The sequence below is a fragment of the Priestia endophytica genome (assembly GCF_026790145.1).
Lineage (GTDB): Bacteria > Bacillota > Bacilli > Bacillales > Bacillaceae_H > Bacillus_I > Bacillus_I endophytica_A.
In genome coordinates this window covers 71,575-96,698 of sequence record NZ_JALAMS010000018.1, presented here as the reverse complement: position 1 = coordinate 96,698, position 25,124 = coordinate 71,575, and the positions used below count along the sequence as shown (strand labels likewise).

Below are 25,124 nucleotides of genomic sequence, written 5' to 3'. Positions count from 1 at the left end.
TTTCCAATAGAAAAAGAAGAACGCACAAAAAGAGCTGGCTTTACTACATCCAGCTCTCTATAGATTAAAGCTTTTCCAATACTTTTTCAGTTGTATGATAAAGAAGCTCTGTTCCCAATGCAATATCTTCATATGAAGAATACTCTTTTGGATTATGACTTATCCCATCTTTAGAACGAACAAAAATCATTCCGTAATCACAAACATAAGACATAACTAATGCATCATGAAAAGGCCCGCTCATAAGTTCTGGTGGAGAAATATTCATAAGCGCGGCCCCCTCTTTCATACAATCTTTAATCCATTTGGCACAGTAGCGAGGCTCTGAGTTTGTATCTTCTTTAATTGTATAAGTTAAGCCTTGTTCTGCACAAATGTCTCCAATTGCTTTACGAAGATCTTGCTCATAAGTATTTCGTCTTTCCATGTCCATATCGCGTAAATCAATGGTAAACCGTACTTTTTCAGCAATAATGTTGCGGGAGTTTGGAAATACTTCAATATTTCCTACTGTACCTACTGTAGGGTTTTCGATATTTTGAGAAGCTATGTTGTTAAGCGTTGTAATAATGGCAGCTGCTCCAACTAGCGCATCTTGTCTCATTGACATTGGGACGCTTCCTGCATGTCCTGCAAACCCTGCCAATTCAACAGTTAGCCATAACGGTCCAGATATGCCGGTTACAATTCCTACTCCCTGTCCTTTTTCTTCAAGAACAGGGCCTTGTTCAATATGAAGTTCTAAATATGCCGCTATTTCTTCATTCTTATACTCCCACTTTAAAAATTGATTAGGGTCACACCCAAACTCAATGAGTGCCTCTTTTCTTGTTGTGCCATGTTGATCTTTCCGCTCTAGTTCGTCTTCTTCTAATCTTCCATGCATTCCCCGCACACCAAACAAGCCTTTATTGAACCGTGATCCTTCTTCATCACAAAAAGCAACAACTTCAATTGAAACAGGGGGGACAATGCCTTTTTCATGTAGCGTTTGGGCAACCTCCAATCCACCAATAACGCCAATAACTCCATCAAACCTTCCCCCATATGGCTGGGAATCAATGTGTGAGCCAATTCTAAGAATAGGGGCGCTTTTATCCCGACCTTCTAAGCGGCCAACGAGATTTCCGAAATCATCAATATGAGTCTTCAAGCCCCCTTCTTCCATCCATGATTGAACAAGTTCAACAGCTTGTCTGTCTTCCTTTGATAGAGCTAAGCGACAAACCCCAGTTTCCTCAATTTTTCCTATAGCTGATAGTTCTTTTATTCTGCTTTCTACCCTTTTATGATTAATAATAGAAGATGTAAGAATAATAACCCCTCCTAAATGATAAGATTATTAAAAAATATAGCATAGCTTCTCTTCATCCACATTAGACATAATGTTAAATAGAAGAAACTAAGCGAGTACACTGTCTCTTCACTATTCTTCATATGAAAGAGACCGTTTTTCCTATGTAGGCAAAATTCTTCCGTCTCTGAAGTCACTCTTTTTTTATAAAAAAGAGCCTATGCAAATGCATAGACTCTTCCTATGATTCATGGCGCCATTTCACTGCCCATAATATAAGAGATACAATAAGAACAAGACTAACTCCGCTTGCTAAAAAAGCAATAGGGATAAAGCCTTCTTTTATAAAATTGATAGCGCTTGCAAATAAAAACCCCACAAACACACTAAGTAGGACAAGCTGCTGCACTTTCATTGCTAACTCCCCCCCCTTTATACAGCTCTTTTTCCTTAGCTTATGATATTTTTAGGTTATTGTAAACCTAAAGAAATATACATACTCCTGTTTTCTAACATATTGATCGCCTAACTTTTTTTAATTAAAATATTTTATTTATTAATGAAATATGCTAGAATAACAATTGGGGACAAACAAAGGGATTTACATAAACAATGTTATTTTTCGTATAAAAAGCATGTATAAGCTTAACATTACGTTAAATTTATACATGCTTTTTACAGTTCTCTTCACTCTATGGATTTAACAAACTAAACTTTTTTTATTTATTTTACTTCAACAAAATGCTATACTAGAAAAGAAGCTAATGTTTGTTTCACATTAACAATCGCCCATTGTAGACGAATGGGCTCCTTTGTCCAGTAAAAATCTCTCCTCTTGAAGAGGAGAGATTTTTCTATTTTAATAAAGTAAATATTGCTTTCTTACCTTTTTGAAATCTTTCGTATCCCTCTGCCACTTTGCTATAATATCCTCTACATCTGTTCCCTTTTCCAACTCTTCTCTTACCCAGCTGTTTCCGATTAATAAATCAAAGTTTCCACTCTTATTAAACGAGAACTCTTCTCCGTACAAATCATGAATCGTTTTAACAATGTGCAAACCTGTTTCAACTGATTTATATTTCTCTCTATCTGTTACATAAACTTGAACACCATGACTAAGCTGTCCACTGTGCTTTGAAAAAGAAGGCGTAAATGAAGCAGCTCTGAATTTCACTCCATCTAAATGTAGATTATTTAACTTCTCACTGAGCTCTGTTCCATTAATAAACGGAGCTCCTAACAGTTCAAATGGCTTTGTTGTTCCTCTTCCTTCCGACACGTTCGTTCCTTCAATAAGACCTGTGCCTGGATAAACAAACGCCGTTTCTAGAGTTGGCATATTAGGGGAAGGCATTACAAAGGGAAGGTTTGTTTCATCATAGTCGAAAGATCGCTTCCATTTTTTCATTTTAACAACTGTCAAATCTGCACCAATCCCAAATTCTTCGTTAAAAAGTTGAGCAAGCTCTCCAACTGTCATGCCATGTCGAAGTGGAATAGGATATTTCCCAACAAATGAGGAGTACTTTTCTTCAAGAACAGGTCCTTCCACAACTTCTCCCCCAAGTGGGTTTGGTCTATCTAGCACAACAAACGGAATTCCTTTTTCTTTCGCAGCTTCCATTGCATAAGCCATTGTATAAATGTAAGTGTAGAAACGTGCACCAACATCTTGAATATCAAAAACAAGAATATCTACGTTTTTCAACATTTCAGGTGTTGGCTTTCTTGTGTCTCCGTAAAGACTGTAAACAGGTAATCCTGTTTTTTCATCAATATAATAGTCAACTTTATCTCCAGCTTGAGCATCTCCTCTTACACCATGCTCAGGGCCATAAAGAGCAGTTAGCTCAATATCCGGGTCTTCAGCAAATAAATCAACGCTGCTCCTTAATTCTGAATCCACTCCTGTTGGGTTTGTAATAAGGCCGACTCGCTTTCCTTTTAAAAGGTCTTTATGCTCACGAAAAAGGGTTTCAACACCAAGCTCAACTTTCTTTTGGCGCGGCTTTGCTTCGGCTGTATTCCATGATGAAAAAACAAGTAGAAAAAGGGCTAACAACGTCAGTTTCTTTCTCATCTTTTCTCCTCCCCTTATTTAAGCTTGATTCCATGGCCATACGGATAAAGGGTTTCTCCTTTAGCTGTTACAGAAGGGATGGCAACAGGCAATTTCCCTTTTGGTTTTGCTTCACCAAAGATAACGTGAGTTCCTGCTGAAATGTTAGGCTGTTGAAATCTTCCGTTACTATAGCCTTTAAAACCATATAGAGCTAAAACAGCATGAGCTTCTTCAAAGTTAGCAACATCATATGGGTTTCTCAGACTCATGAGCACGAAAGGCTTCTCACTCTTTTGCGTATACATCATAGCTGCACGAGGAAAAGAAACTGCCCATGCTGAAGGTTCATTAATTTCGTCCTCAATAACTCCATCGTTTACAACGGGATCGTTTTGTATAACATATGAACCTGTCAAAACATAGTCTGCTTCATCTATTTTTCTTTTCATCTCTTCGTTAAACACCTTTTTCTCAAATGGAACAACGTCAACTTCAACATTTTTTATTTTCTTTTCACTAATCATATTTTGAACTGTTTTCCTTACCGCTTCCCCTTGATAATCATATGGAGTAAATACAACGATTCTTTCCCCTTTTTTCGGGTTTAATGGCAACGTTTTTTGCTCATTTTTCACAACTGTTACCGCTTCTTGGGCCATCTTCATTTCTTGCTTCTTATGTTTTTTATTTCCTACCACCTTCAGTGCATTTTTAACTTTCTTGTCCTCTGAAATATTTTTTTCCTCATACAATCCTCTTTTTATTTTTAAATCAAGAATTCTTTCAACGGAATCATCAATTTCTTCTTCCTTAATTTCACCTTTTTCAACAGCTTCAACAACTGCATTGTAAACATTCGCTAAATTTTTTTCTTCTTCAAGCGATGTAACAGAAGCAGGCATAAGCGCAATATCAACCCCTGCATTAATGGCCATAATAACGGCTTCCTCTTGCCCGAAATTATCAGCAATTGCTTTCATATTCAGCGCATCTGTCACAATAATGCCGTCATAATTCATTTCTTGTCGAAGTAAATCATTTAATACTTTTTTCGATAGTGTGGCAGGAACAATAATGTCTTCTCCATCTTTTTTGCTCTTATAGACGGTATCATCGAAGGCTGGGAACTGTACATGAGCGGTCATAATCATATCTGTACCATTTTCAATTGCTTTTTTAAAAGGTGCTAGCTCCACTTGACGCAAGCGTTCTTTAGAATGATTAACAACAGGCAAACCATAATGACTATCAACTGCCGTATCTCCATGACCAGGAAAATGTTTGATAGTTGTCGCTACTTTTTCCTCTTGCAAGCCTTTCATTGTTTGAACACCGAGGGTTGAAACAAGTTTTTCGTTAGAGCTAAAAGAGCGGACACCAATAACAGGATTGTTTGGATTATTATTCACATCAAGGACAGGACTAAAGTTCACATTAATCCCAAGCGCATGGAGTTCACGTCCAATGATTTCTCCTGTTTGATGCGCATTTTTCTCGCTTCTTGTTGCTCCTAATGCCATATTTCCTGGAAGATTTGTTCCTGACTGAAGTCTTGTCACAATTCCTCCTTCTTGATCAATTGCTACAAAAAGGGGCACATCTTTGCTGCTCTTTTTTAATCCGTTCACAAGCCTTGTTGTTTGCTCTGTATCTACAACATTTTCTGCAAATAAAATAACCCCACCAAGATGGTATTTGTCAATAAGACTTCCTACTTCTTCGTTCATCTCAGTAAAGCCTGTTGCTTTCTCTGCTCCTTGTTCTTTCCAATTTCTAAAGTCTGGCATAATCATTTGCCCTACTTTTTCTTCAACCGTCATATCTTGCATAATCTCTTTCGCCGTTCTCTCTTTCGCTTTTTCTTCTTTTTTAGCTTCTCCACTACACCCAAACGTTGTAAGCGTTAACATACCTACGATGAAGACACTAATTACCTTTCTTTTTTTCAAGGCTGTTCCCCCTCTTTTTCGGTTTTCGTTCTCACATCATCACTGAGTAGTTTGGCAAGTTCTGCTACTTTTATAAAGAAAAAACTGTTAAATAAAATTTACCATATATAAGGTATAGATGTATATACCGCTTTATTCCTACAACGATAAACTTCACAACACTTTTTGCTATCTTTTCTTTTTTAAAATCCAAAGGCTGCGATGCAAAAATTATCTAAACTAAATTGTTCACAAAATGTTCACTTATGAAGAGTATCCCTCTCTCGCTATAATAGCAAAGGATTGAAAAGAAAGGATGATCAACATTGCCAACAACAAAAAAGGAAAACTTTTATTTCGGAATGATGATGTGTATTGGAATGGTTATCGGTATGACTTTTTATAACCTCGTTATAAATGACCTAATTGGTACTATCTCATTACAAGGAATGCTGCTCCAACTTATTTTAGGGTTCATAATTGCTTTTATTTTAGAACTATTTATCGTCGGACCTATCGCCCATAAAGTGGCTTTCTCATTACCATATGACAAATCAAACAAGCTTTTTATCATTTTATCTCTTGCCTTTTGTATGGTCATTGGCATGGTACTGTCAATGTCTATTTATGGAGTAGCAATGGCCCATTTTGCCAATGCATTAGGAGAAGGTTCATTCCTTAAACACTATTTTTTAACAGTAGGTAAAAATTTCATTTTTGCTCTTCCGCTTCAGCTTATCATTATCGGACCTTTAGTTCGCTTTTCATTTGCTAAGTTTGTGAAAGGACAGAAAGCGATTCAAACGGATGGGGTAAGCTAGAATAAGTGTTAGATAATGTATTGCAAACTAATAGCCCCTTGTTCTTCAAGGGGCTCTGTTATTAATCGTTTTTTATTAATGATCTCTAAAGCATTTCTCTGCAAAATCAACAGCGGATGATAGAAAAAAAAGTTTTGAAGCTGCATATCCAACTTTATGGACCGTTACTTCCTCTGTTTGTTCGTAATCTTTTGCTATCTTTTCAAATCATTCTTCTTACATTGTTGGGGGTACATATATATTAAGGAAAGTTAGGACAGTCAAGTTTCCTACATCTACAATAAAATGCGAAAGGAGCACCAATCTTAAACTCTTAGTTTTAAAATACGTAAGGGACCAAACAATCCCCATAACCGTTAAGTAAATATAAAGGTGATAAGATGTACTTGCAATTGAAAATACTCCCCACATAAACGGATGGCTTAGTACAAAAAAGATTGTTGTATACAAAACGCTTATCCACTTTGGAAACCAGTCAACTGCAGCATCTAATAATATACCTCTCCAATATAGCTCTTCAAACCAAGGATTGATTAAAGCAAATAAGATCCAAAGAACGATCAATATAACTGAATCAAATAATTTGTAATTCATGATTAATATAGAGAGCGGAAACATGCCAAGAAGCAAAGACAAGATAATAGGAAATAGGGAGATGTGGGGTTTCTTTAACCAGTCTTTAATATGTTTGTTTTCTTTAAAAAATACAATACAAAATCCAAGAGAACTCCAATACATAATCGCTAAAGGAATCCATGCCCATCCGTCTATAAATTTTGAGAAAACAGTAGCTGTGATAAATCCAAGTAAGATAACAATGATCGGGGATAATAAAATAAGTACTCTTTTTCTCTTACTAATCTCTAATCTCATGGCGAGAGCTCCTTTACGTTATGGAGTTTTCTTAAATATATTCATAATAAGGTTGGCTTCTGGCATTGGACATACTTCCCATTGAATCTTATTTATGGCTAACCCTTGGATAAAGGCATAGTACGTAACAGCTAACTGTACTGGATCTCCCTGCTTAATTTCGCCTCCTTTTTGTCCTTCCACAATTAGTGGGATAGTAGCCATAACAGGCGAAACAGCACGCTCTCCTGTTAAAATTTCTTTTACTTCTTCTGATACAATATCTGAAGTGCTAGCTTGAATCATAATGAGAAAAAGAAGAACTTCTTCACCGTTGTCGATACTTTTCATAATTTGTTCTGTCATCCAACGTAACTTTTCTAAAGGAGTTCCCACTTGTTCATTAGCACAATAAATGACATCAAGAGAACTATCTAACGCTTTTTGTACTAATGTCATGAAGATCTCTTCTTTTGACTTAAAGTAATGGTAAACAAGTCCATGACTAAGTTCGGCTTCTTTTGCAATATCGCTAATTTTTGCTGCTACCATACCTCTTCGCGCAAATACTCGCAAAGCTGCTTGTAATATTTGAGCTCTTCTTTCATCCCGGATTTGTTTATTTTGTTGATCTTGTCTAGGCATTATTAACTCTCCTTTTTCGATTGACTAATCAGTCAATACTGGAACCGTTTGTATCTTATTCTATAATTTTACTAATTGTCAATATTTTTTACTAATAAGTTTATATCGTTTATTCCTAGACACTTTCCTTTCCCTTCCACTTAGTCCACTTATTTCGATTTGATGAAGAGAACTAAGCATTTGTCTAGCCATTTCTTTATACTCTTGCAGTCCAGAGATTTCGGCAAACTCAGCAACTGAAATTGCCCTGGTTGTTTCCAATTCTAAAATATGTTCTTTCATAAGCGGCCACGTCTTCCCGCCTGCCTTTTCATAAGCCATAATAGCTTTTTCTAACCCTTTTTCTCCAGCAAATAAATAGTGAACAATGAAATCACGCGATACATCTGTAACCGCTACTTCAGTCCAATCAATTAAGCCAGTAACTTCTGATTGACGATTAATTAAAATATGTCCTGGATGAACATCTCCATGACTAAGTCCAGTATGCTTTGGCCATATATTATCGTTATTCACCCATTTCATCCAACGATTCCATAAATCTTCCCGAACCTCATATTCACTCTTTATTTTATGCATTCTCGTTTTCATTAATTCTCTTGCCTCATATGCTGTATAAATTTGAATACCAGTATTTTTCACTAAACTTATTGGCAGTTGATGTATTTCCGCTAACGTACGTCCGAACGATTCATGGTATGCTAATGGAATGTCTTCTATATTTAGAACCCATTCATAATTTTGAATTTCAGGGTTAATAGTTCCAGCAGGCACTCCGTCTAGCGACTTATACGCTACAACCTCATCAGTGAAAATCTCCCAATATGGTGCTTGAATTGTTGTATGTTGATTAACAGCATCTAATACCGTCTTCTCTTGATCCGCTTTTGCCATAGAATCCGGTCTGCGCGGAATTCGCAAAATCCATTTTTGTCCTTGCTCATCTTCTACATGTGCAACCTGAAAATCAAGACCTGATTCATTTAATTTTATCGTTTTTTCGTTTATATTTAAGCCTTTTCGTTTTGCTAATGCTTTAATCTCTACTTTATTCATATAAATTCCTCCATACCTTTTTAAGTTTTTCCGCTGCTCTTTCTATTCTCTTCAGCCCGAATTCTTATAATCAATAACACAACTTACTGGTTATGAACGGATATAGATTGGGTTTTTAAACATGAAAAAAGCTGCAGAATCCTCTGTCTGCAGCTTGAAGTAAACATTTCTTACCTATGTTTTACATTTCACAACACAGTAAGAAATCCAATTCATATATCATTGGATAGAAAAGAGCACATTTTTAAACATAACAAAAGAAAGACAAATAAATCCTCCTTGTTGTTAATGTCGCATATTACAATTTTCGTTGAAGATGATTAAAAATGAGCAGACTTATCCTGTTTACTCTGCAATTATTAAACAGAGTCCTTGAACATATTCAATTATTTGTTCAAAGCATGAATACGTAGTCTCATAGAAGCTGTCATTTTTAATAATCCTCCTTGTTTTAGAATAATTTCATTTTATATTACAAAATAACGATTTTCAATCTCTTTATTTTGATGAAGGGTTGTTTTATCTAACTTCCCATAATGTATCAATATAACTTTTGCTGAATTTTTTAGTTTCATCTTTCTCACCTGTTTATATTCTTTAAAACGCTTATACAAATAGAAGCTGTTAGAAGAAATCAACATTCCAACAGCTCTGACACCTTTTATCTTTATTCGTTTGTTTTTCTCCCTATTGTAAATCCTGAAAGAAGAATGAAAGAATAAGCTAATAAAAGCCAAGAACCGAAAATTCTATCCATTCTACTATCCAAATTTATAAAGATATCTGAGAAATAAATTAAGGATACAACATCAAGTAACATACCTGGTAAGGCGATTAAAATGGCTGCTTTTAATCGATTATATGAATCTAACTTTTTGTATCTATAAATGGGTAAAGTAAGAATTAATATTAAAGGAATAACTAAAGTATATGAAGCGACTAACAATACGGGGGTTTCTAGCGAGAAGAAAAAATGTCCTAAAAACCTAAATAAAGCTGTAGCTCCTAACCAAACTAAAAATCCCCAAGTTAGAAAAAACATATTCTCTCACTCTCCTTTTGAGATTTGATCCTCTGTTCTAGACGATTGAACATATTCTACTTGCTTTATAAAAAGTGATTCAAGATTTTTAAATACACGCTCCGCATCAAAATCTTCGATTATTAAAGATTGTATAGCCAAACCATCTATTAACGCATTCATGAGGATGCTCCATACTTCTATTGAGAGGCCATAAAATTCATCTGCTCCTAGTAATGCTTCCATCTGTTGTTGAAGAGATTTATTTTCGTATTTCAACAATTCACTAATAAGTTCTTTAACTTTATCATTGTGTAGCCCTGTTACAATTAATGATAAAAATAAAGGATGATAGAAAGAACCTTTAGTATTTCTGTTATAAGCTGATTTCATGGCAGCTTGAATCCAGTCTAATCCTTGTTTCTTAGCCGCTTTTTTCTTTTCCTCTAATTCTTCCCATGATGTTTCACACATAGCTTTTACAATCTCAATCATAAGCTGTTCTTTTGTTTTAAAATGGTAATATACAGTCCCTTGTGTTACACCTGCACCTTCTGCTACTGCTTTTAAAGTCAATTTATTTATCCCATTTTCTACTATGCATTTCTTTGCAGATTGGATTAGATCATTTTTTGTAATCACATTCGGCTCGGCCATATGAACCTCTCCTTTATTTAATTGTTAGTCCAATAACTAGTATAGAAGATAAGCAATAACAAGAAATTCTTCTATTTTGTATATCCTTACACTGCTCTGCAACCCCTCCACTATCAAGCATTTCTTTCTTCTTAGGATGTGCTCTCTCTAAAAAGGATAAATATCAAGATTTTCAAGAAACACCTTAGTTAGTTATATAACTAACTTAAGTGCATAAGTAAGAAACGGATGAATATCGTATACACGAGTATCGTTTCTTATCAAACGTTCGTTATGCTATATTTCTGTATTTCTTAAAGATAATAGCCTAGATCCAGAGCCCCTACATTAAGAGATCCATTCTCATTTACCATATTTTAATTAAAATATGGTAACTAATGTATTGTCAACATATTTTTGAATATATGTAATATATATACATACGGAAATACGTTAGTTTTGATCTAAGGAAAAAGCTAATTGTTGTTTATCCTATGTCATAATAGAAGAAAAGCCTGAAAAAAACTGTCCATAAGTTATCTTTCAGGCTTGCTATATGAAAAATTTTCATCCTAGTAATTGTAGCAACATTCTTCATCATCATTTTAGTAAAGAAGAGAATATTCCCTTTGGTTAATTGAAGAGAGTAGTGAAACGAAAATCCAGCAAGTTACCATCTAAGAGAAGATCTACTTTTTTAATCTCCCTTTCTATTGTTCTCACTATTTTCTACATTAATAAGCTTTTCATCAGTTAGAGTTTTACTTGATTTTTTAACTTCTATGCATAGGGGTTTGTGAGTTATTATTCAAAAGAAATTCTTCTAAAATTCCGTTTGCCTCCCATTCATCTCCCCCATTCACCATTAAGGTAACTTCATCTCCCTCTTTAATAACTAAATCCATGATTTCCATAAGATCTTTTCCATTTGCTGTTTTTCCATGCTTAGAAAGCATTATTTCACTTTTAAAGGATGAAGCTTTACGCACAAATATTGCTGTATGTCTAGCTTGAAGTCCACGAGGAAGCTGAACAGTAAGCTTTTTCATTAACATCTTCTCTCACCTTATTTCCATAGCTATATTTATCACTTTCATTTATATAAGCTAGAAAGATAGAGGATTAGTGTATTTTGTTTTTGGTCTCTTTACTAAATAAAACGCAAAAGCCTCTCCATAAACTCCGTAACTCCTCTTTCACTTTCTATTCATTATGATCTTAATTCCAACTTAAAGTCCTGTTCTCTTCTCTAGCTCTTCTGGATAACGGTCTCCCATCAACGTAATTTTTGAAGTTGCTGAATTTATATCATCCAGCTCTTCAGATGTTAGTTTAATGTTAGAAGAATTTAAGTTTTCTTCTAGTCGATTTAACTTCGTTGTCCCTGGAATAGGCACAATCCATGTTTTTTGAGCAAGTAACCAAGCAAGAGCGATTTGAGCCATTGTAGCTCCCTTTCGCTCGGCAACTTTTTGAAGTAACTGGATTAACACTTCGTTTGCTTGGAGAGCCTCTGAAGTAAAGCGAGGAAGAATGCTACGGAAATCGTCACCTTCAAATGTTGAATTAGCGTTAAAGCGTCCTGTTAAATACCCTTTCCCTAATGGACTGAACGGAACAAACCCTATTCCAAGCTCTTCTAAGGAAGGTAATAACTCTTCTTCAGGGCGTCTCCACCACAAGGAATATTCACTTTGAACAGCAGCAAGCGGATGAACAGCATGAGCGCGGCGAATCGTCTTCACTCCAGCCTCTGATAATCCCCAATGTTTAACTTTTCCTTCTTGAATTAAATCTTTCAAGGCACCTGCTACCTCTTCAATCGGAACATCTGGATCCACTCGATGCTGATAATATAAATCAATAGCTTCTACTCTAAGGCGTTTTAACGAATCTTCTACCGCTTTCTTAATATGTTCTGGCCGACTATTCATTCCAACCTGTTTTCCATTTTGAATATGGAATCCAAACTTTGTAGCAATAGCAACTCTATTTCTAAAAGGCAGGAGAGCTTCTCCTACAAGCTCTTCATTTGTACATGGTCCATATACTTCAGCAGTATCAAAGAAAGTAACACCGTGTTCAAAAGCTTCTCGAATAACCGAAATCATTTCCTTTTTATCTGAAGGAGGTCCATATCCATAGCTCATCCCCATACAACCGAGTCCAATAGACGAAACTTCTAGACCACTATTTCCTAATGTACGCTTTCTCATGATTCATCTTCCTTTCTCCATTTATGATTGTTACTTTGAACTTTCACACGATTTATTTGTTTTCGTATTCTTATTATGAAATAAACAAGGGAAAAACCGTTATCACATTCATCGCAAATATTTGCCTAATCCTCTCACAGCTATTTATACAATGAACAAATATACTTTATAATAAAGCTAGTAAGAATGAAGGAATAAGGAGAATGCTATGTTTGAACACGTATATAAACAAAATGATGAGCTTGCAAGAATTATTAAGCGTTATTCAAAGCAAGACGGTGTTTATCAGACCTCTATCCCATCACTATTTTTCATTAACGAATCCAATATTACTGAGCCGCTTCATGTTGTTTACAAGCCCTCTTTTTGCATTATTGTTCAAGGTGAAAAAGAAGTGGTTCTAGCACAAGAACGCTTTAAATACGGTCCTGCTGATTACCTTGTGTCATCTGTTGACTTACCTGTGACAGGGCAAGTTATAAAAGCTTCTTCACATGCTCCATATTTGGCTCTCAAACTTGAATTTACACCAAATCAAATCTTAGATGTTTTGAATAGCTGCGAAAATCAAGTTCGACATAGGAAAGATTCAAAGCGAGCTTTATTTGTTAGTCAAACAGAACCATCTCTACTAGATGCGGTTACAAGGCTAGTTCGTCTATTAGACAGTCCAGAAGACATTCCAATGCTTGCTCCCCTATTCATGAAGGAAATTCTGTATAAGATTTTAAAAGGTGAGCATGGTGCTACACTCGAACAAATCGCAATAGAAGGCAGTGACACTTACAAAATCAGAGATGTTATTGAACATATTATCCATCACTATGATGCCCCTCTGCGCATTCAAGATCTCGCTGAAAGAGCAAATATGAGCGTTTCGTCATTTCACCGTCATTTTAAAGAAGTCACAGCGATGAGTCCTATTCAGTTTCAAAAACAGTTGAGACTGCAGGAAGCCCGGCGCCTATTATTAGCAGAGTCATCAGATGCTGGTGAAGTAGCCTTCCGAGTCGGCTATGAAAGTCCCTCACAGTTCAGTCGGGAATATTCTCGCATGTTTGGATTTCCACCAAGAGAAGATATGAAACGTATACGGGAAAGAAGTGCTCAAAAAATAAACGCATGAGTCTCTTATGCAATAAAGTCTTCCATCAAAGAACATTAGATCACTAAAAAAGCCTTACTTCCCGTTTTCATGGAAGTAAGGCTTTTCGTTTTTACATAGGAGAACATTATTCTCTATTATTTTATATCTTAGAATTATAGTTCTTAATATAGCGCAATATAGTTGTTCTCTTTCTAAAGAAGAAATGGAATAATTCTTTGTTTCTTAAATGATTTTCACTAGAAAAGTTAGCAATTTAAATATAAAACTCCATGTGTGTTTTATCTTCTTTATAATACTCTAAACGATCTTGTAAACCCCCTGTATGAAATTCAAATTTATGGCCATCAGGATCTGTAAAGTATATAGATTTCTTGTCTCTCTCGTCTCTTTCTCTCCCAGGTAAAATATTAACATTATTTTTGATTAGTATCTTTTTAAAACCTTCAAATTCTTTGCCATTCACTGTAAACGCAATGTGAGTATAAGAATATTGAATTTCATTTCTTGGAATATCTTCCTCTGCATTTAAAGCTATCCATAAACCATTTAAATCGAAATAAGCTAGCTTTCTTCCTTTAACAAGTAATTTAGCTTGAAGCACGTTTTTATAAAAGTTTATAGATGCTTCTAAATCTGAAACTGAAAAACAAATATGGTTGATACTTAACACTTCTTATCCCCTCCTTATAATGGATATATTATACAATAGAAAACTAAAACGTCTTCCCGCCCTACCCCTGAATCTCACAAAGGTACGGATTGGATGGCCAAAATATAAACGTATAGTTTGGGGTACTTCTCTCTAGTTGTAGAAAGTTTTAAGTAGCACATTATTGGGCATGTTTATAAGAATAATGTTATAGAAAAATAGATTATAACCATTAATATTAGATGACGTCTATTTCATTCAGAGAGTTAACCCTTCTCAACATTTACATACTACAAAATCAGGATAAAATACCCTACATAAAAAAGATTCCTCTTTCAATGTTTGAGAGAGGAATCTTTTCACATATTACGCCTTCTAGTTTGATATAGTATATTCCCTTGGTAAGTAATTTCATACTAACCCTAAGACATTTTATAAACTAATTAATGGTTTTTTTCTTCCTAACAGTGTAATTTATCTTACAATTGTTACATCCCCTTTATTAAAACCCAATTTAAGATGATTAATGCATCATACGCCAATTCTTAGCCTTCATAAAGATAAAGAGAGAAAAAACCACTCCCATAGTAGAAAATCCAAATAATAAGTAGCGAACGGAAATATCTAATGTCATTAAAAAGGAAAACAACGTCTGAGAAATAGGGTCGAAGGCTGTTTGAGCTAAGAAAACAATCCCCATGACTCTTCCCATCATTTTTGGATCTGTGTGCTCTTGAATCATCACATCTGTTGGTATAAAGGTCATGAAGCCTAGGAAACCAATTAAACTTACCATTGGAATGAAGCCCCATATAGAAGGGATTTGACTGAACACACATAAGAATGGCGCTTGTTATTAATGAATATAATGTTAACTTCCCACGATTTTTACGAAGGGTAACGATCAGTAAAATCACTGTAGCTACGAGAGAACCTATTGAAAAACTGGCCTCTAAAAAGCTTAAGTGAAGAGCTGTCCCTCCCTCTTCTTTCGCTAATAGAGGTAAGCTTAGAAAAAGAGGTCCAAAAATGAAGAAATTAATGACAATGATAATTCCGATTCCTACTATATATAAGGGTGAAGCCCGAACGTAGTTATACCCTTCTTGAAGTTCTCTAAAAACTGTACTTTTTTCCCCAGTTGACAAAGGTTTTTCATCCTTAATTATAGCGGGAAAAACAAGTAATGAATAAATGCACATACTAATCATGCTTATGGTAAAAGTAACAGAAAAGGAATAGTAGTTAATTAAAGCTCCCGCAAGAACTGGACCTATTAAAAAAACTAATTCTTGAGAACTATGGATCATTGTATTTGCGCCTTGAAGCTCCTTTTTCTCTACTAGCACTGGTATTAATGAAGACAAAGCAGGGAAAAATAGTCCATCCAAACAACCAAGTAGAAACGAAACAACTAAGAGGATAGAAAATGTAAGGTTTCCATCAAGATAAGCATAAAGGAGAACCCCTATAATAATGGTTTTGGCTATTCCTGTGCTAAAAAGGATTTTAGACTTTTGGATGCGATCGGCCATTACTCCCCCTACTATCATTGTGAACATACGTGGCAACGAAGCTATGGCTAAAAGAAGTCCCATATATTGCGGTTGTTTTAACTGATCAACTACATACCAAGATATAGTAAGGAGAAACATGGAATAACCTAACACTGAAAAAAGTTCAGCACCTAAAAGAAACATAAATTTTTTATTTTTTGACAAAGTATACATTTATAAATCTCCTTGTAGAAACACGTTATTTTCAGATTCTTTCCTATAAAATAATTAAGTTAAGTTAACTAAACTATATTTATGTTATCTTTTATTCTCCTGTCAATATTTAATTATTTAATCTATCATTCCTCTCGTATATGATTGTTCATGCTATATGTACTTACCGATTATTTTAAGGTCAGCAAGTTTTTTGATAGAATACCTTTCTCAATGCGTTCATATTTAATTTTGACCAGTGGAAGCTAGTTCATGGTCCATTATAAAAAAAGCTAGACAATAACTGTCTAGCTCCTCTACTTTATCTTCTTTCAGCTGTCCGTCTGATTAATACCAGTTTTTTAGGTTCTCAATTATTTCATCTTACATAACCTGACTATGTTGGTTATTGTAAAGGTTAGCATAAAATCCATCCTTCTCTAATAACTGTTCATGTGATCCCTGTTCCATAATCTTGCCGTCATTAATAACGAGAATAGCATCTGCATCTTTAATTGTACTAAGTCGATGAGCAATTACAAAGCTTGTTCTTCCCTTCATTAGAGTTTTCATGGCTTCTTGAATATGAAGCTCTGTCCTTGTATCAACACTGCTTGTTGCCTCATCTAATATAAGGATAGAAGGATTCGCAAGCAGGGCTCGAGCAATTGTTAACAGCTGTCTTTGTCCTTGACTTAAATTACTTCCTTCCGCGCTTAGGGGGGTGTTATATCCATTAGGCAGCTTTCTTATAAAAGAATCTGCATTAGCAAGCCTTGCAGCGTCTTCTACTTCCTTGTCTGTTGCATCTAGACGACCATACCGAATATTTTCCAAGATCGTCCCAGAGAACACATAAGCATCTTGCAAGACAAGACCAATTTGTTTTCTTATCTCTTTCTTGTCTAATGTATATATGTCTTTTCCATCGATTAAAATCTCTCCTGATTGAATATCATAAAAACGGGTTAATAGATTAATAATCGTTGTTTTCCCTGCCCCTGTTGGACCGACTAGAGCAATCTTTTGACCAGGTCTAGCGTGTAGCGACAGATTTTTTAATATGGCTACATCCTCATTGTAACTGAAATGCACATTGTTAAGCTTAACGTCCCCTTTAAATTCCGAATGAGAGCCTGCATTACTTTTTTCCCCATCCTCAGACTTCATATCTAGTATTTCAAATACGCGTTCAGCTCCTGCAATAGCGGATTGAAGCATATTATATTGGTTAGCGAGCTGGTTAAGCGGCTGACTAAATTGATTGGAATAGTTAAGAAAACTAACAATAATACCAATTGTAATCATCTCGTGATAAGCAAAGATTCCACCGCTTACCGCGATAATTAAGAAACTTAAGTTGCGCATTGTATTCATAATAGGCCCCATTGAGCCAGAAAGACTTTGAGCTTTAACACCAACTGATCTTAGGTTCTCATTCATATCTTGAAATTCTTCAATAACTTTATCTTCTCTTCCAAATCCTTTAACAACTCTTAATCCTGAAATACTTTCCTGCACAAACCCGTTCACTTCTCCTAAACTTTTTTGCTGCTCTGAAAAATAGCGACGCGTATATTTGGTAATTTTCTTTGTAATGAATACAGTGATTGGTACAGTAAGCATTGTAACAAGTGTCATCCAAAGACTTAAACTAAGCATCATTATGACGCTACCAACTAACATAAAGATGCTCGAAATAAGTTGAATGACTGTTTGATTAAGGGTATTCGACACATTTGTAATATCATTTGTGGTTCGGCTCATTAGTTCGCCATGTGTCTTCTGATCAAAAAATTTAACTGGTAATGCTTGATATTTCTCAAATAAATCTTGCCTCATTTCCTGCACTGTTTCTTGTGATAAATTTGCAGCCGTATATTGTTGAAGCCATGTAAATACTGCTCCAAGGACATAGATTCCTAACAAGACAAAACTCATTTTCACAAGCCCGTTCCATCGGTGTGGAACAATATAGTTATCAATCATTTTACCGATAAGATATGGACCGAGAAGCAGCAAAAGGGAAGTTATCGCAGTGTAGATGATAACTGACAACAAACTACGGCGTTGCTTTTTTAAATACTGCCATATTCTACGTAATGTCCCTTTTACATCCTTAGATTTTTCACCTTTAACTGTGCCTGGTCGTGGACCTTTACCAGGCTGAAACCCCATTTGTGCTAGGTTAGTAACGTCTTTGGATCCCCCATGATTATTTGCGCTCATAAGACACCTCCCTTTCACCAAACTGAGAGCGATAGATATCTTGATAAACAGTACAATTCTCTAATAGCTCTTGATGTGTACCGCTTCCTACAATTGTTCCCTCATCCATTACAAGAATCTTTTCAGCATCTATACAAGATGAGATTCGCTGTGCAATGATGAATGTTATATTATCCTTTATTAATCCTTTTAAAGCATTGCGCAATTTTCTTTCTGTTTCAGAATCCAAAGCACTTGTACTATCATCCATAATTAAAATAGAAGGCTTAATTAGCAGTGTTCTAGCAATAGAAATACGTTGCTTTTGGCCTCCAGATAAATTAACACCTTTTTGGCCGACCTTTGTGTCATAACCATGAGGTAGTTTAGAGATAAAATCGTGCACTTGAGCTATTTTAGCAACCTCTATAATGTCTTCTTCTTTTGCATCTACTTTACCAAGTGAAATATTATCTCTTATAGATCCCGTAAATAAAAAAGAATCTTGAAGAACCATTCCAATATTGTGCCGAAGTTCTGCAAGCGGAATATTTCGAGTATCTCTCCCATCGATAATAACAGAGCCTGATGTCACATCATACAGCCTTGGAATTAACTGCACAAGCGTTGATTTTCCAGCCCCTGTAGATCCGATAATAGCAACAGTCTCTCCTCGAGAAGCCTCAAAGTTGATATCTCGTAATATTGAGTCCTCTGCTGTTTTGCTTTTATTGTACGAAAAGTTTACATGTTTAAATGAGATATGTTCGCCTAGGAGTAAAGATCTTTTCTCACTTTTAGCGTCTACAATACTAGGTTCAGTAGACAAAACGTCCTGGATACGTTGAGCTGATACATTCGCACGAGACACGTCCATCAATCTGCCGCTTACCATAATTAACGAAGAAAGAGCTTGGGCCACATAGTTAACAAAAGCAACTAAGTCTCCTACTTTAAAAGAGTCTCTCCAAACAAGAGGACCACTATATAAGAGAATGCCAACAAGACAAACGTTCATAATGAGCGTCATAATAGGAGTATTCAAGGCAATAAAACGTGAAGCTTTTATAGAGCTTTGTGTGTAATCTTTATTAACATTTTGAAATCTCTTTGTTTCATAACCTGATCGCACAAAAGCTTTTACAACGCGAATGCCTGCTAGATTTTCTTGTATTCTCGTATTTACCATATCTAGTTTTTGTTGAACTTTTGAAAACAGCGGATAAGAAAAACGCATAAGGACAATCAGAACACCAATAAGAACAACAAGAGTCCCAAGCAAAATAAGACCAAGCCGAAGGTTCATCAATAACGCCATAATGACGCTACCAATGAGTAAACATGGTGCTCGGACAAGACCTTGAAGCGCAACTTGCACTAATGTTTGAACTTGCACAACGTCATTTGTCATGCGTGTAATTAAAGATCCTGATTTAAACTTATCTATATCCTGAAATGAGAAGGTTTGTACTTTCTTATACAGTGCTTCTCGAATATCTCCCCCAATATTTTGCGATGCACGACTTGCAAAGATGTTACATCCGACCCCCGCTATTAAGGAAAGCAATGCTACTAAAACCATGAGTATTCCTGTATGTTCGATAACATTGAAATCTCGCTCTACTACTCCATTGTTTACAATATAAGCGGCTAACCTTGGCTGTAGTAAATCAAAGAACACTTCAAACAACATAAAAAGAGGGCCGAGAATAACGAATTTCCAATAAGGTTTTATGTATCCTTTTAGTCCACTCATTTCCATTCGTCTCCTTGAGCTAGAATTTATTTTTTCAATAAAATCATTATTTTTCTTCTTTCTCTGTTTTCTCTCTAGAGAGTTCTCTCTCCTCGGTTTCATGGAGCTCAAAATGTTTCGTAAATTCATCAATAACTAACTCAATCGCTTTCAACTCACCAAGAATAACTTGCTTAATTTCTGTATATTCTGGTGAATCAAGCTGTTGTTTTAATGTTGTTCGTTTTATATGTAGTCTTTCTAAAAAATCTAATGCTCGACCTCTTCGAAATGTTTTAGCACCATGATGATTCCCTCTTTTATGACCTCCCCGATGCTTTTCACTTTTCATATGATCCTTAAAATCCTTCATTCATAAACATCCTTTCGTATACATTTGTATACACTTTTTATATTTCCACTGTATACAAACGTATACGATTTGTCAAAAGAATTTTTTCTTATTTTCCAATCTGTTAACGCTCATTTGCTCATAGATTTTATGAACAAAAAGAACCCCACCTTGCATAAGGTAGGGATTGAATGACTACTTTCTTTATGTTAGATATTACAAAACTGCTGTCATTTCGATTTGCACTCTAAGTCCATCTCTTAGTTTTTGAACAGTACTATGTCTTGCCGGACGATCATCTTCATTTGGAAACATCTTCAGCCACTCTACATTAACAACTTTCTTATATTCACGATCAGTTAATGAAACGCTTAGATGAGCAATATCGTCGGTCGTTCCCCCAGCAAGCTCCATAATCTCTCTCATATAATGAAAAAGATTAGCTACCTCTTCTTCAACGCTTTCTGGCATTTTTCCTGTTTCTGGGTCAGAGCCAATAATTGCTGACGTATATACCATATTGCCTATCTTTACTGCCGTTGGTATTGGGTTCTGATGATTAGATCCTTTCACATGTAAAACTTGACGTTTTGCCATCTGTCCATTCGCCCCTTTTCAAAATTCACCAATTCTCTATCCATTTAATTCATTTGATTTTAGACATTTCTTGTTAAACTCATCTTCATCTTCATAATAAACAACCTGTTCTTTTTCAAGCGTTGGTCTAAGATTGTAGAAGTCTAAGCTTATTTCTCCCCGTGCAATTTTCTGCTTTGTTCCCTCTTCTTTTTGGAGACGTTGTTTTGATAACTCTAATGTAGACTGAAAATCTGCTTTTTTCACAACAACAACGCCATCCTCATCCGCCATGATCAAGTCGCCTGGATCAACAGAAGCTCCGGCACAAACAGTAGGTGCATTTACCCAACCACCTCTTGTCTTAGTCGTTCCTTGAGATAATACTGCTCTCGTCCAAACCGGAAAACCTAATTCACGAATTTGAGCTACATCTCGTATTCCTGAATCAATGATAACACCTTGAACCCCTCGTTTAATTAAGGCAGAAACAATTAATTCCCCAATCATACCTGTTACTCCCTCGCCTACAGTTGTAATAATGAGAACATCACCTGGTTTACAAACTTCAATTGCAGCATGAATCATTAAGTTATCTCCTGCATGACAAACAGCCGTTACTGCAGGGCCGCAGACTAGCGTTTTCTCTAAAATAGGCTTCAAACTATTATTCATAAGTCCAATCTTACCTTGTGCTTCATAAACAGTTGAAACATCAAGTTTCTTATATTCTTCAACAAGTGTTGCGTCAGGTCTTGTAATATTCGTTACAACGTATTTTTCCATTAGATGAATTCACCCCCAACATAAGGGAAGAAACGGCTAAATGCTTCAGCATACTTATATTCATTATTTCCCGAACATCTACGAGCATGGTTCCCGCGTAGTTGTGCCTTTGCTCCATAATAATTAATTAAATGGTTCTGTGCTTTAAAGCAATTCATAGCTGCTTGCTTTTGCTCATACGTTTCAGTTATGTCAATAATCACTTCTGGTTTAAAATCACTAATTTCCGATTGGTGTGGTTCAAAACCAAAGATACTAGCTTGTTTTGTTCTTTCTGTTCCCTCTAATCTAACTCCATTCGAAGTTGATAAAACACTTGCATCAAATACAAATTTAGAGACTGTTTCATGATCAGGATTAAAGGCATCTCTAGGTCCATGAGTTAATATATGATGAGGTTTTACTTCTCTAATTTTACGAACTAGGCGATCCATTCGCTCTGAATTGATCTCCATGTGATAGTCTTGATAATCCCAAATTTCAAAATTTTCAACCCCTAGGCATTTTGCGGCTGCTTCAATTTCTCCTTGTCGATGAGCTTTTACACCTTCCAACGTTTGTCCTTCAATATTCCAAAGATCGTTTGATTCTCCTCTTGCTCCATAACTTAAAATGACAAGCGATACGTTCGCTCCATGACTCACGTACTTGGCAATTGTACCGCCACCTCTCCAAACAAAATCTGCAGCGTGTGCACTTACAACTAATAGATTCGTATTCTTATCAATCATTTTCCATCCCCCTAAATTCTTTGATTAAGTTCTAAAAAACGAATTTAATGATCAATATTGTTCAACAATTTTGTTTACACATTTAGTATAGAATACGGTTTCATTCTTGTCAATATTCATTTCTTTCTAATAACAAAAGGAAATATTGAATGATGTAACATTTATACTGAACGTTTAGAAACTTTCAAAGCGATTTCACAAATCATTATAAAAAAAGATGAGGTTTCCCTCATCTTAAACTAGATTATAATAGCAATGAAAAATTCTCTTTAATTGTAGTACGTACATTTGCAATATGATCCATTACCGCTTCTTGGGCTAATTCTTCATCATAAGTTTTTAATGCTTCAAAAATTTTCTTATGTTCTTGAAAAGAACTCTGGTTTCTTCCAGGAATCAATATTGTTCTAAAATGATACCTTGATAATTGTGTTCTAATGACATTCAAAATTTTAACTGCTTGTTGATTCTTTGAGGCTTGATACATAATTCGATGAAATTCTTTATTTAAATTAGAATACTCATCAAATTGATTTTGTTTCAAAGCCTCGTCCATCTGTTCCAATATTTCTTCCAACTTATTCAGTTCAACATCACTAATGTTTTTGGTCGCTGTACGGGCTACTAATCCCTCTAGCACTTCACGGATTTCTAAATAGTTCATCATCTCTTCCAAAGTATATGCTTTGATAAATGCCCCTTTATTCTTTTCAATCTCTACTAAATTTTCTTGTTCTAGTTTTAATAAAGCTTTTTTAATTGTATTTCGGCTAACTCCAATGACTTCCGAAAGTTCATTCTCTGTTAATTTTTGAGATGGTTTATAACTTCCATCTAATATTTTTTCTTTTATAAATTGATAAGCATTCTCCATGGGTCTACTCATAGATTGATCCCTCTTTACTCAAGTTTATAGTTATATTATACCAACATCATCGAGTAATTAATACAATATTGTTGAACAATAAATAGCAATATAACATGCTTTTACATCCTCATTTCATAAGTAGAATAAACGGCGCTGATGTAATGAGCACATGATAACAAAATCCCTCTTATTTAGAGCTCTAATCTTATTGTTACAATCCAAATTCTAATTTCATCTATACTTTTATATGGCTAGTTAGACTGAGATGAATAAAGTACTATGGAGATCTTTTATACACACATATATTAAGAAGAGATCTACTAAGCAAGAGGTACTAAACTTAAATATAGAATAAATGGAAAAAGTACACTATGGAGAGTTATATTATTTAATGACTATATGATGAGGCCAATTATTAAGAGAATAGCAAAATCCCCAATCTAGTTGTTTAGCAGCTAAATTGGAGATAATGACAGAAGTTTTTTAGATATTAATAAAATGAACCGTTACTTTGAGTCATTAAAATGAACTTGTATGTTCTCTTTATATGTCAAAGAAACAGTAGTCGAGTTTTTCTTCACAAAAAATAGAAAAATACAAGCAAATACTCCAGGAAGGGCAAACGTAATAAAACATAGACTCATAGAAATATTAAATGTGAGTAGCATTCCACCTAAAGTAGGTCCAAGCATTCCACCTAATCTTCCAACACCGTTTGCTAAACCAATACCTGTAGAACGTACATCATTAGGATAATATTGTGATACAAAGGCGTTTAACAGGCTTTGAGCTCCCATTGTACAAACCCCTGTAATACTCACTAAAGAATAGAGAAACAAAGTGTTACCTTTTATGCCAAGCAATGCAAGACACACTGCTCCAAGCATGTACATACACATCAATAATTTCTTAGAACCTTTTCGATCTGCAATAATACCTAATAAAATGGTTCCTACTAGTGCCCCACCATTTAAGGTAATAGCAAAACTTAAACTCGACACAAGAGGATAACCAGATTGTTCCATTAATTTAGGTAACCAAGTATTTAGTCCATAAATCATTAATAAACTCATAAAATATACCGCACAAAAAAGGAAAGTGCTTAGTGCAAGTTTATTCTTAAATAATTTTGAAATAAATATCCCTGTACTTTTATCGTCTACAACCTTTACATTATTGTATTCGCTTTTAATTTTTGCTTTATAGCTTTTATCTATTTTATGAAATGTTTTTTCAATTACATCTAACTTTTCATTTCGAGTAAGAAAATGAATCGATTCTGGTAGAGCTTTGTTCATGAAAGGAATTAAAAACAATGGTATAATGGAAAACCACAGAACAGAACGCCATCCAATAGAGGACATAAACAACACAGTAACAGCTGGAGCCAACATTCCTCCAACTTGATTTCCACAAAGCACTAGAGTAATAGCCTTATTTCGATTCTCCTTAGGAATATATTCAGTTAATAGTGTAATGACAGTAGGTAAAGCCCCACCAAACCCAATCCCAGCAAGAAATCTATACCATGAGAACCAAACAGGATCATTTGCAAATCCAGATAAAGTTGTAAACCCACTAAAAAAGATGATAGATACAATTAAAAGCTTTTTTCTCCCAAATCGGTCTGCTAGCATGCTTAAGATGATAGAACCAAACATCATACCAAACAAACCATAACTTCCAATGACACCTGCTTGAATGGGTGATAAAGACCATTCTTTAATTAAAACAGGTACGACAGATCCGTAAACAACCAAATCATAACCTTCAAATGAAATGATAAACAAGCACCAAAATACCAAATGATAATGAAAGCGCTTAAATTTAATTTCATCGAGAAACCTTTGCAGAGCATATACGTTCAT

General features: G+C 35.1%; 23 protein-coding genes. 2 read left to right on the top strand and 21 right to left on the bottom strand.

Annotation, left to right across the window (positions count from 1 at the left end):
• Positions 1 to 64: 64 nt before the first annotated feature.
• From MOC86_RS14245 to MOC86_RS14230, 4 genes are all read right to left on the bottom strand, one after another.
• Complete coding sequence (locus MOC86_RS14245; RefSeq protein WP_268585078.1) at positions 65 to 1,318, bottom strand: M20 family metallo-hydrolase; 1,254 nt, start codon at positions 1,316 to 1,318, stop codon at positions 65 to 67.
• 217 nt (positions 1,319 to 1,535) lie between these two features.
• Entirely contained in the window at positions 1,536 to 1,709 is a 174-nt protein-coding gene (locus MOC86_RS14240; protein WP_268584752.1) for a hypothetical protein, read from the bottom strand.
• A 444-nt stretch (positions 1,710 to 2,153) separates the two neighbouring features.
• Positions 2,154 to 3,377, bottom strand: coding sequence for a DUF1343 domain-containing protein (locus MOC86_RS14235; protein ID WP_268584751.1), 1,224 nt, complete (start codon positions 3,375 to 3,377; stop codon positions 2,154 to 2,156).
• A gap of 14 nt (positions 3,378 to 3,391) precedes the next feature.
• Entirely contained in the window at positions 3,392 to 5,269 is a 1,878-nt protein-coding gene (locus tag MOC86_RS14230) for a glycoside hydrolase family 3 protein (RefSeq protein WP_268585077.1), read from the bottom strand.
• A gap of 344 nt (positions 5,270 to 5,613) precedes the next feature.
• On the opposite strand from MOC86_RS14230, the gene MOC86_RS14225 reads away from it, so the two are divergent.
• Positions 5,614 to 6,108: a hypothetical protein gene (locus tag MOC86_RS14225; protein WP_268584750.1), complete on the top strand. Its 495-nt coding sequence runs from the start codon at positions 5,614 to 5,616 to the stop codon at positions 6,106 to 6,108.
• A 216-nt stretch (positions 6,109 to 6,324) separates the two neighbouring features.
• On the opposite strand, the gene MOC86_RS14220 is transcribed toward MOC86_RS14225, so the two are convergent.
• The 7 genes from MOC86_RS14220 to MOC86_RS14190 all read right to left on the bottom strand — a co-directional run bounded on the left by MOC86_RS14220 (position 6,325) and on the right by MOC86_RS14190 (position 12,534).
• Positions 6,325 to 6,981: a CPBP family intramembrane glutamic endopeptidase gene (locus tag MOC86_RS14220; protein WP_268584749.1), complete on the bottom strand. Its 657-nt coding sequence runs from the start codon at positions 6,979 to 6,981 to the stop codon at positions 6,325 to 6,327.
• 18 nt (positions 6,982 to 6,999) lie between these two features.
• Positions 7,000 to 7,605 (bottom strand): TetR/AcrR family transcriptional regulator, encoded by a 606-nt coding sequence (locus tag MOC86_RS14215; RefSeq protein ID WP_268584748.1) that lies wholly within the window; start codon positions 7,603 to 7,605, stop codon positions 7,000 to 7,002.
• A gap of 78 nt (positions 7,606 to 7,683) precedes the next feature.
• The gene (locus MOC86_RS14210) at positions 7,684 to 8,661 is read right to left on the bottom strand and encodes a macrolide 2'-phosphotransferase (protein WP_326847730.1); all 978 of its coding nucleotides are present in this window, start codon (positions 8,659 to 8,661) and stop codon (positions 7,684 to 7,686) included.
• Positions 8,662 to 9,328: 667 nt separating this feature from the next.
• Complete coding sequence (locus MOC86_RS14205) at positions 9,329 to 9,703, bottom strand: DUF5367 domain-containing protein (protein WP_268584747.1); 375 nt, start codon at positions 9,701 to 9,703, stop codon at positions 9,329 to 9,331.
• A gap of 6 nt (positions 9,704 to 9,709) precedes the next feature.
• On the bottom strand, positions 9,710 to 10,339 hold the full coding sequence (locus MOC86_RS14200) for a TetR/AcrR family transcriptional regulator (protein WP_268584746.1): 630 nt from the start codon (positions 10,337 to 10,339) through the stop codon (positions 9,710 to 9,712).
• Between the two features lie 752 nt (positions 10,340 to 11,091).
• On the bottom strand, positions 11,092 to 11,373 hold the full coding sequence (locus MOC86_RS14195; protein ID WP_268584745.1) for an HPr family phosphocarrier protein: 282 nt from the start codon (positions 11,371 to 11,373) through the stop codon (positions 11,092 to 11,094).
• A gap of 174 nt (positions 11,374 to 11,547) precedes the next feature.
• Positions 11,548 to 12,534 (bottom strand): aldo/keto reductase, encoded by a 987-nt coding sequence (locus MOC86_RS14190; protein WP_268584744.1) that lies wholly within the window; start codon positions 12,532 to 12,534, stop codon positions 11,548 to 11,550.
• 208 nt (positions 12,535 to 12,742) lie between these two features.
• On the opposite strand from MOC86_RS14190, the gene MOC86_RS14185 reads away from it, so the two are divergent.
• Positions 12,743 to 13,660 carry an AraC family transcriptional regulator gene (locus tag MOC86_RS14185; RefSeq protein WP_268584743.1) on the top strand — a complete coding sequence of 306 codons (918 nt, stop codon included), beginning with the start codon at positions 12,743 to 12,745 and terminating at the stop codon, positions 13,658 to 13,660.
• Positions 13,661 to 13,895: 235 nt separating this feature from the next.
• Here MOC86_RS14185 and fosB read toward each other — a convergent pair whose 3' ends face one another.
• The 10 genes from fosB to MOC86_RS14135 all read right to left on the bottom strand — a co-directional run bounded on the left by fosB (position 13,896) and on the right by MOC86_RS14135 (position 25,124).
• Entirely contained in the window at positions 13,896 to 14,312 is a 417-nt protein-coding gene (gene fosB / locus MOC86_RS14180; protein ID WP_268584742.1) for a FosB/FosD family fosfomycin resistance bacillithiol transferase, read from the bottom strand.
• A gap of 524 nt (positions 14,313 to 14,836) precedes the next feature.
• A complete protein-coding gene (locus MOC86_RS14175; protein WP_268584741.1) occupies positions 14,837 to 16,021 on the bottom strand; it encodes an MFS transporter in 1,185 nt (394 codons plus the stop codon).
• A 363-nt stretch (positions 16,022 to 16,384) separates the two neighbouring features.
• A complete protein-coding gene (locus MOC86_RS14170; protein ID WP_268584740.1) occupies positions 16,385 to 18,229 on the bottom strand; it encodes an ABC transporter ATP-binding protein in 1,845 nt (614 codons plus the stop codon).
• Positions 18,216 to 19,964 carry an ABC transporter ATP-binding protein gene (locus MOC86_RS14165; RefSeq protein ID WP_268584739.1) on the bottom strand — a complete coding sequence of 583 codons (1,749 nt, stop codon included), beginning with the start codon at positions 19,962 to 19,964 and terminating at the stop codon, positions 18,216 to 18,218. The genes MOC86_RS14170 and MOC86_RS14165 overlap by 14 nt, the downstream gene beginning before the upstream one ends.
• Before the next feature lie 46 nt (positions 19,965 to 20,010).
• Positions 20,011 to 20,316: a hypothetical protein gene (locus tag MOC86_RS14160; RefSeq protein ID WP_268584738.1), complete on the bottom strand. Its 306-nt coding sequence runs from the start codon at positions 20,314 to 20,316 to the stop codon at positions 20,011 to 20,013.
• Between the two features lie 195 nt (positions 20,317 to 20,511).
• Entirely contained in the window at positions 20,512 to 20,892 is a 381-nt protein-coding gene (locus MOC86_RS14155) for a RidA family protein (RefSeq protein ID WP_268584737.1), read from the bottom strand.
• Positions 20,893 to 20,928: 36 nt separating this feature from the next.
• Positions 20,929 to 21,657: a 4-carboxy-4-hydroxy-2-oxoadipate aldolase/oxaloacetate decarboxylase gene (locus MOC86_RS14150; RefSeq protein ID WP_268584736.1), complete on the bottom strand. Its 729-nt coding sequence runs from the start codon at positions 21,655 to 21,657 to the stop codon at positions 20,929 to 20,931.
• The gene (locus MOC86_RS14145) at positions 21,657 to 22,388 is read right to left on the bottom strand and encodes a PIG-L deacetylase family protein (protein WP_268584735.1); all 732 of its coding nucleotides are present in this window, start codon (positions 22,386 to 22,388) and stop codon (positions 21,657 to 21,659) included. The genes MOC86_RS14150 and MOC86_RS14145 overlap by 1 nt, the downstream gene beginning before the upstream one ends.
• A 244-nt stretch (positions 22,389 to 22,632) precedes the next feature.
• Positions 22,633 to 23,274, bottom strand: a complete 642-nt coding sequence (locus MOC86_RS14140; protein WP_268584734.1) for a GntR family transcriptional regulator — start codon at positions 23,272 to 23,274, stop codon at positions 22,633 to 22,635.
• A gap of 488 nt (positions 23,275 to 23,762) precedes the next feature.
• Positions 23,763 to 25,124: an MFS transporter gene (locus tag MOC86_RS14135; protein ID WP_268584733.1), complete on the bottom strand. Its 1,362-nt coding sequence runs from the start codon at positions 25,122 to 25,124 to the stop codon at positions 23,763 to 23,765.

Coding starts and splice junctions, on each gene's coding strand:
- MOC86_RS14240 (WP_268584752.1), bottom strand. CDS start 1,709: ATGAAAGTGCAGCAGCTTGTCCTACTTAGTGTGTTTGTGGGGTTTTTA.
- MOC86_RS14235 (WP_268584751.1), bottom strand. CDS start 3,377: ATGAGAAAGAAACTGACGTTGTTAGCCCTTTTTCTACTTGTTTTTTCA.
- MOC86_RS14230 (WP_268585077.1), bottom strand. CDS start 5,269: ATGTTAACGCTTACAACGTTTGGGTGTAGTGGAGAAGCTAAAAAAGAA.
- MOC86_RS14220 (WP_268584749.1), bottom strand. CDS start 6,981: ATGAGATTAGAGATTAGTAAGAGAAAAAGAGTACTTATTTTATTATCC.
- MOC86_RS14215 (WP_268584748.1), bottom strand. CDS start 7,605: ATGCCTAGACAAGATCAACAAAATAAACAAATCCGGGATGAAAGAAGA.
- MOC86_RS14210 (WP_326847730.1), bottom strand. CDS start 8,661: ATGAATAAAGTAGAGATTAAAGCATTAGCAAAACGAAAAGGCTTAAAT.
- MOC86_RS14205 (WP_268584747.1), bottom strand. CDS start 9,703: ATGTTTTTTCTAACTTGGGGATTTTTAGTTTGGTTAGGAGCTACAGCT.
- MOC86_RS14200 (WP_268584746.1), bottom strand. CDS start 10,339: ATGGCCGAGCCGAATGTGATTACAAAAAATGATCTAATCCAATCTGCA.
- MOC86_RS14195 (WP_268584745.1), bottom strand. CDS start 11,373: ATGTTAATGAAAAAGCTTACTGTTCAGCTTCCTCGTGGACTTCAAGCT.
- MOC86_RS14190 (WP_268584744.1), bottom strand. CDS start 12,534: ATGAGAAAGCGTACATTAGGAAATAGTGGTCTAGAAGTTTCGTCTATT.
- MOC86_RS14185 (WP_268584743.1), top strand. CDS start 12,743: ATGTTTGAACACGTATATAAACAAAATGATGAGCTTGCAAGAATTATT.
- MOC86_RS14175 (WP_268584741.1), bottom strand. CDS start 16,021: ATGTATACTTTGTCAAAAAATAAAAAATTTATGTTTCTTTTAGGTGCT.
- MOC86_RS14170 (WP_268584740.1), bottom strand. CDS start 18,229: ATGAGCGCAAATAATCATGGGGGATCCAAAGACGTTACTAACCTAGCA.
- MOC86_RS14165 (WP_268584739.1), bottom strand. CDS start 19,964: ATGAGTGGACTAAAAGGATACATAAAACCTTATTGGAAATTCGTTATT.
- MOC86_RS14160 (WP_268584738.1), bottom strand. CDS start 20,316: ATGAAGGATTTTAAGGATCATATGAAAAGTGAAAAGCATCGGGGAGGT.
- MOC86_RS14155 (WP_268584737.1), bottom strand. CDS start 20,892: ATGGCAAAACGTCAAGTTTTACATGTGAAAGGATCTAATCATCAGAAC.
- MOC86_RS14150 (WP_268584736.1), bottom strand. CDS start 21,657: ATGGAAAAATACGTTGTAACGAATATTACAAGACCTGACGCAACACTT.
- MOC86_RS14145 (WP_268584735.1), bottom strand. CDS start 22,388: ATGATTGATAAGAATACGAATCTATTAGTTGTAAGTGCACACGCTGCA.
- MOC86_RS14140 (WP_268584734.1), bottom strand. CDS start 23,274: ATGAGTAGACCCATGGAGAATGCTTATCAATTTATAAAAGAAAAAATA.
- MOC86_RS14135 (WP_268584733.1), bottom strand. CDS start 25,124: ATGAACGTATATGCTCTGCAAAGGTTTCTCGATGAAATTAAATTTAAG.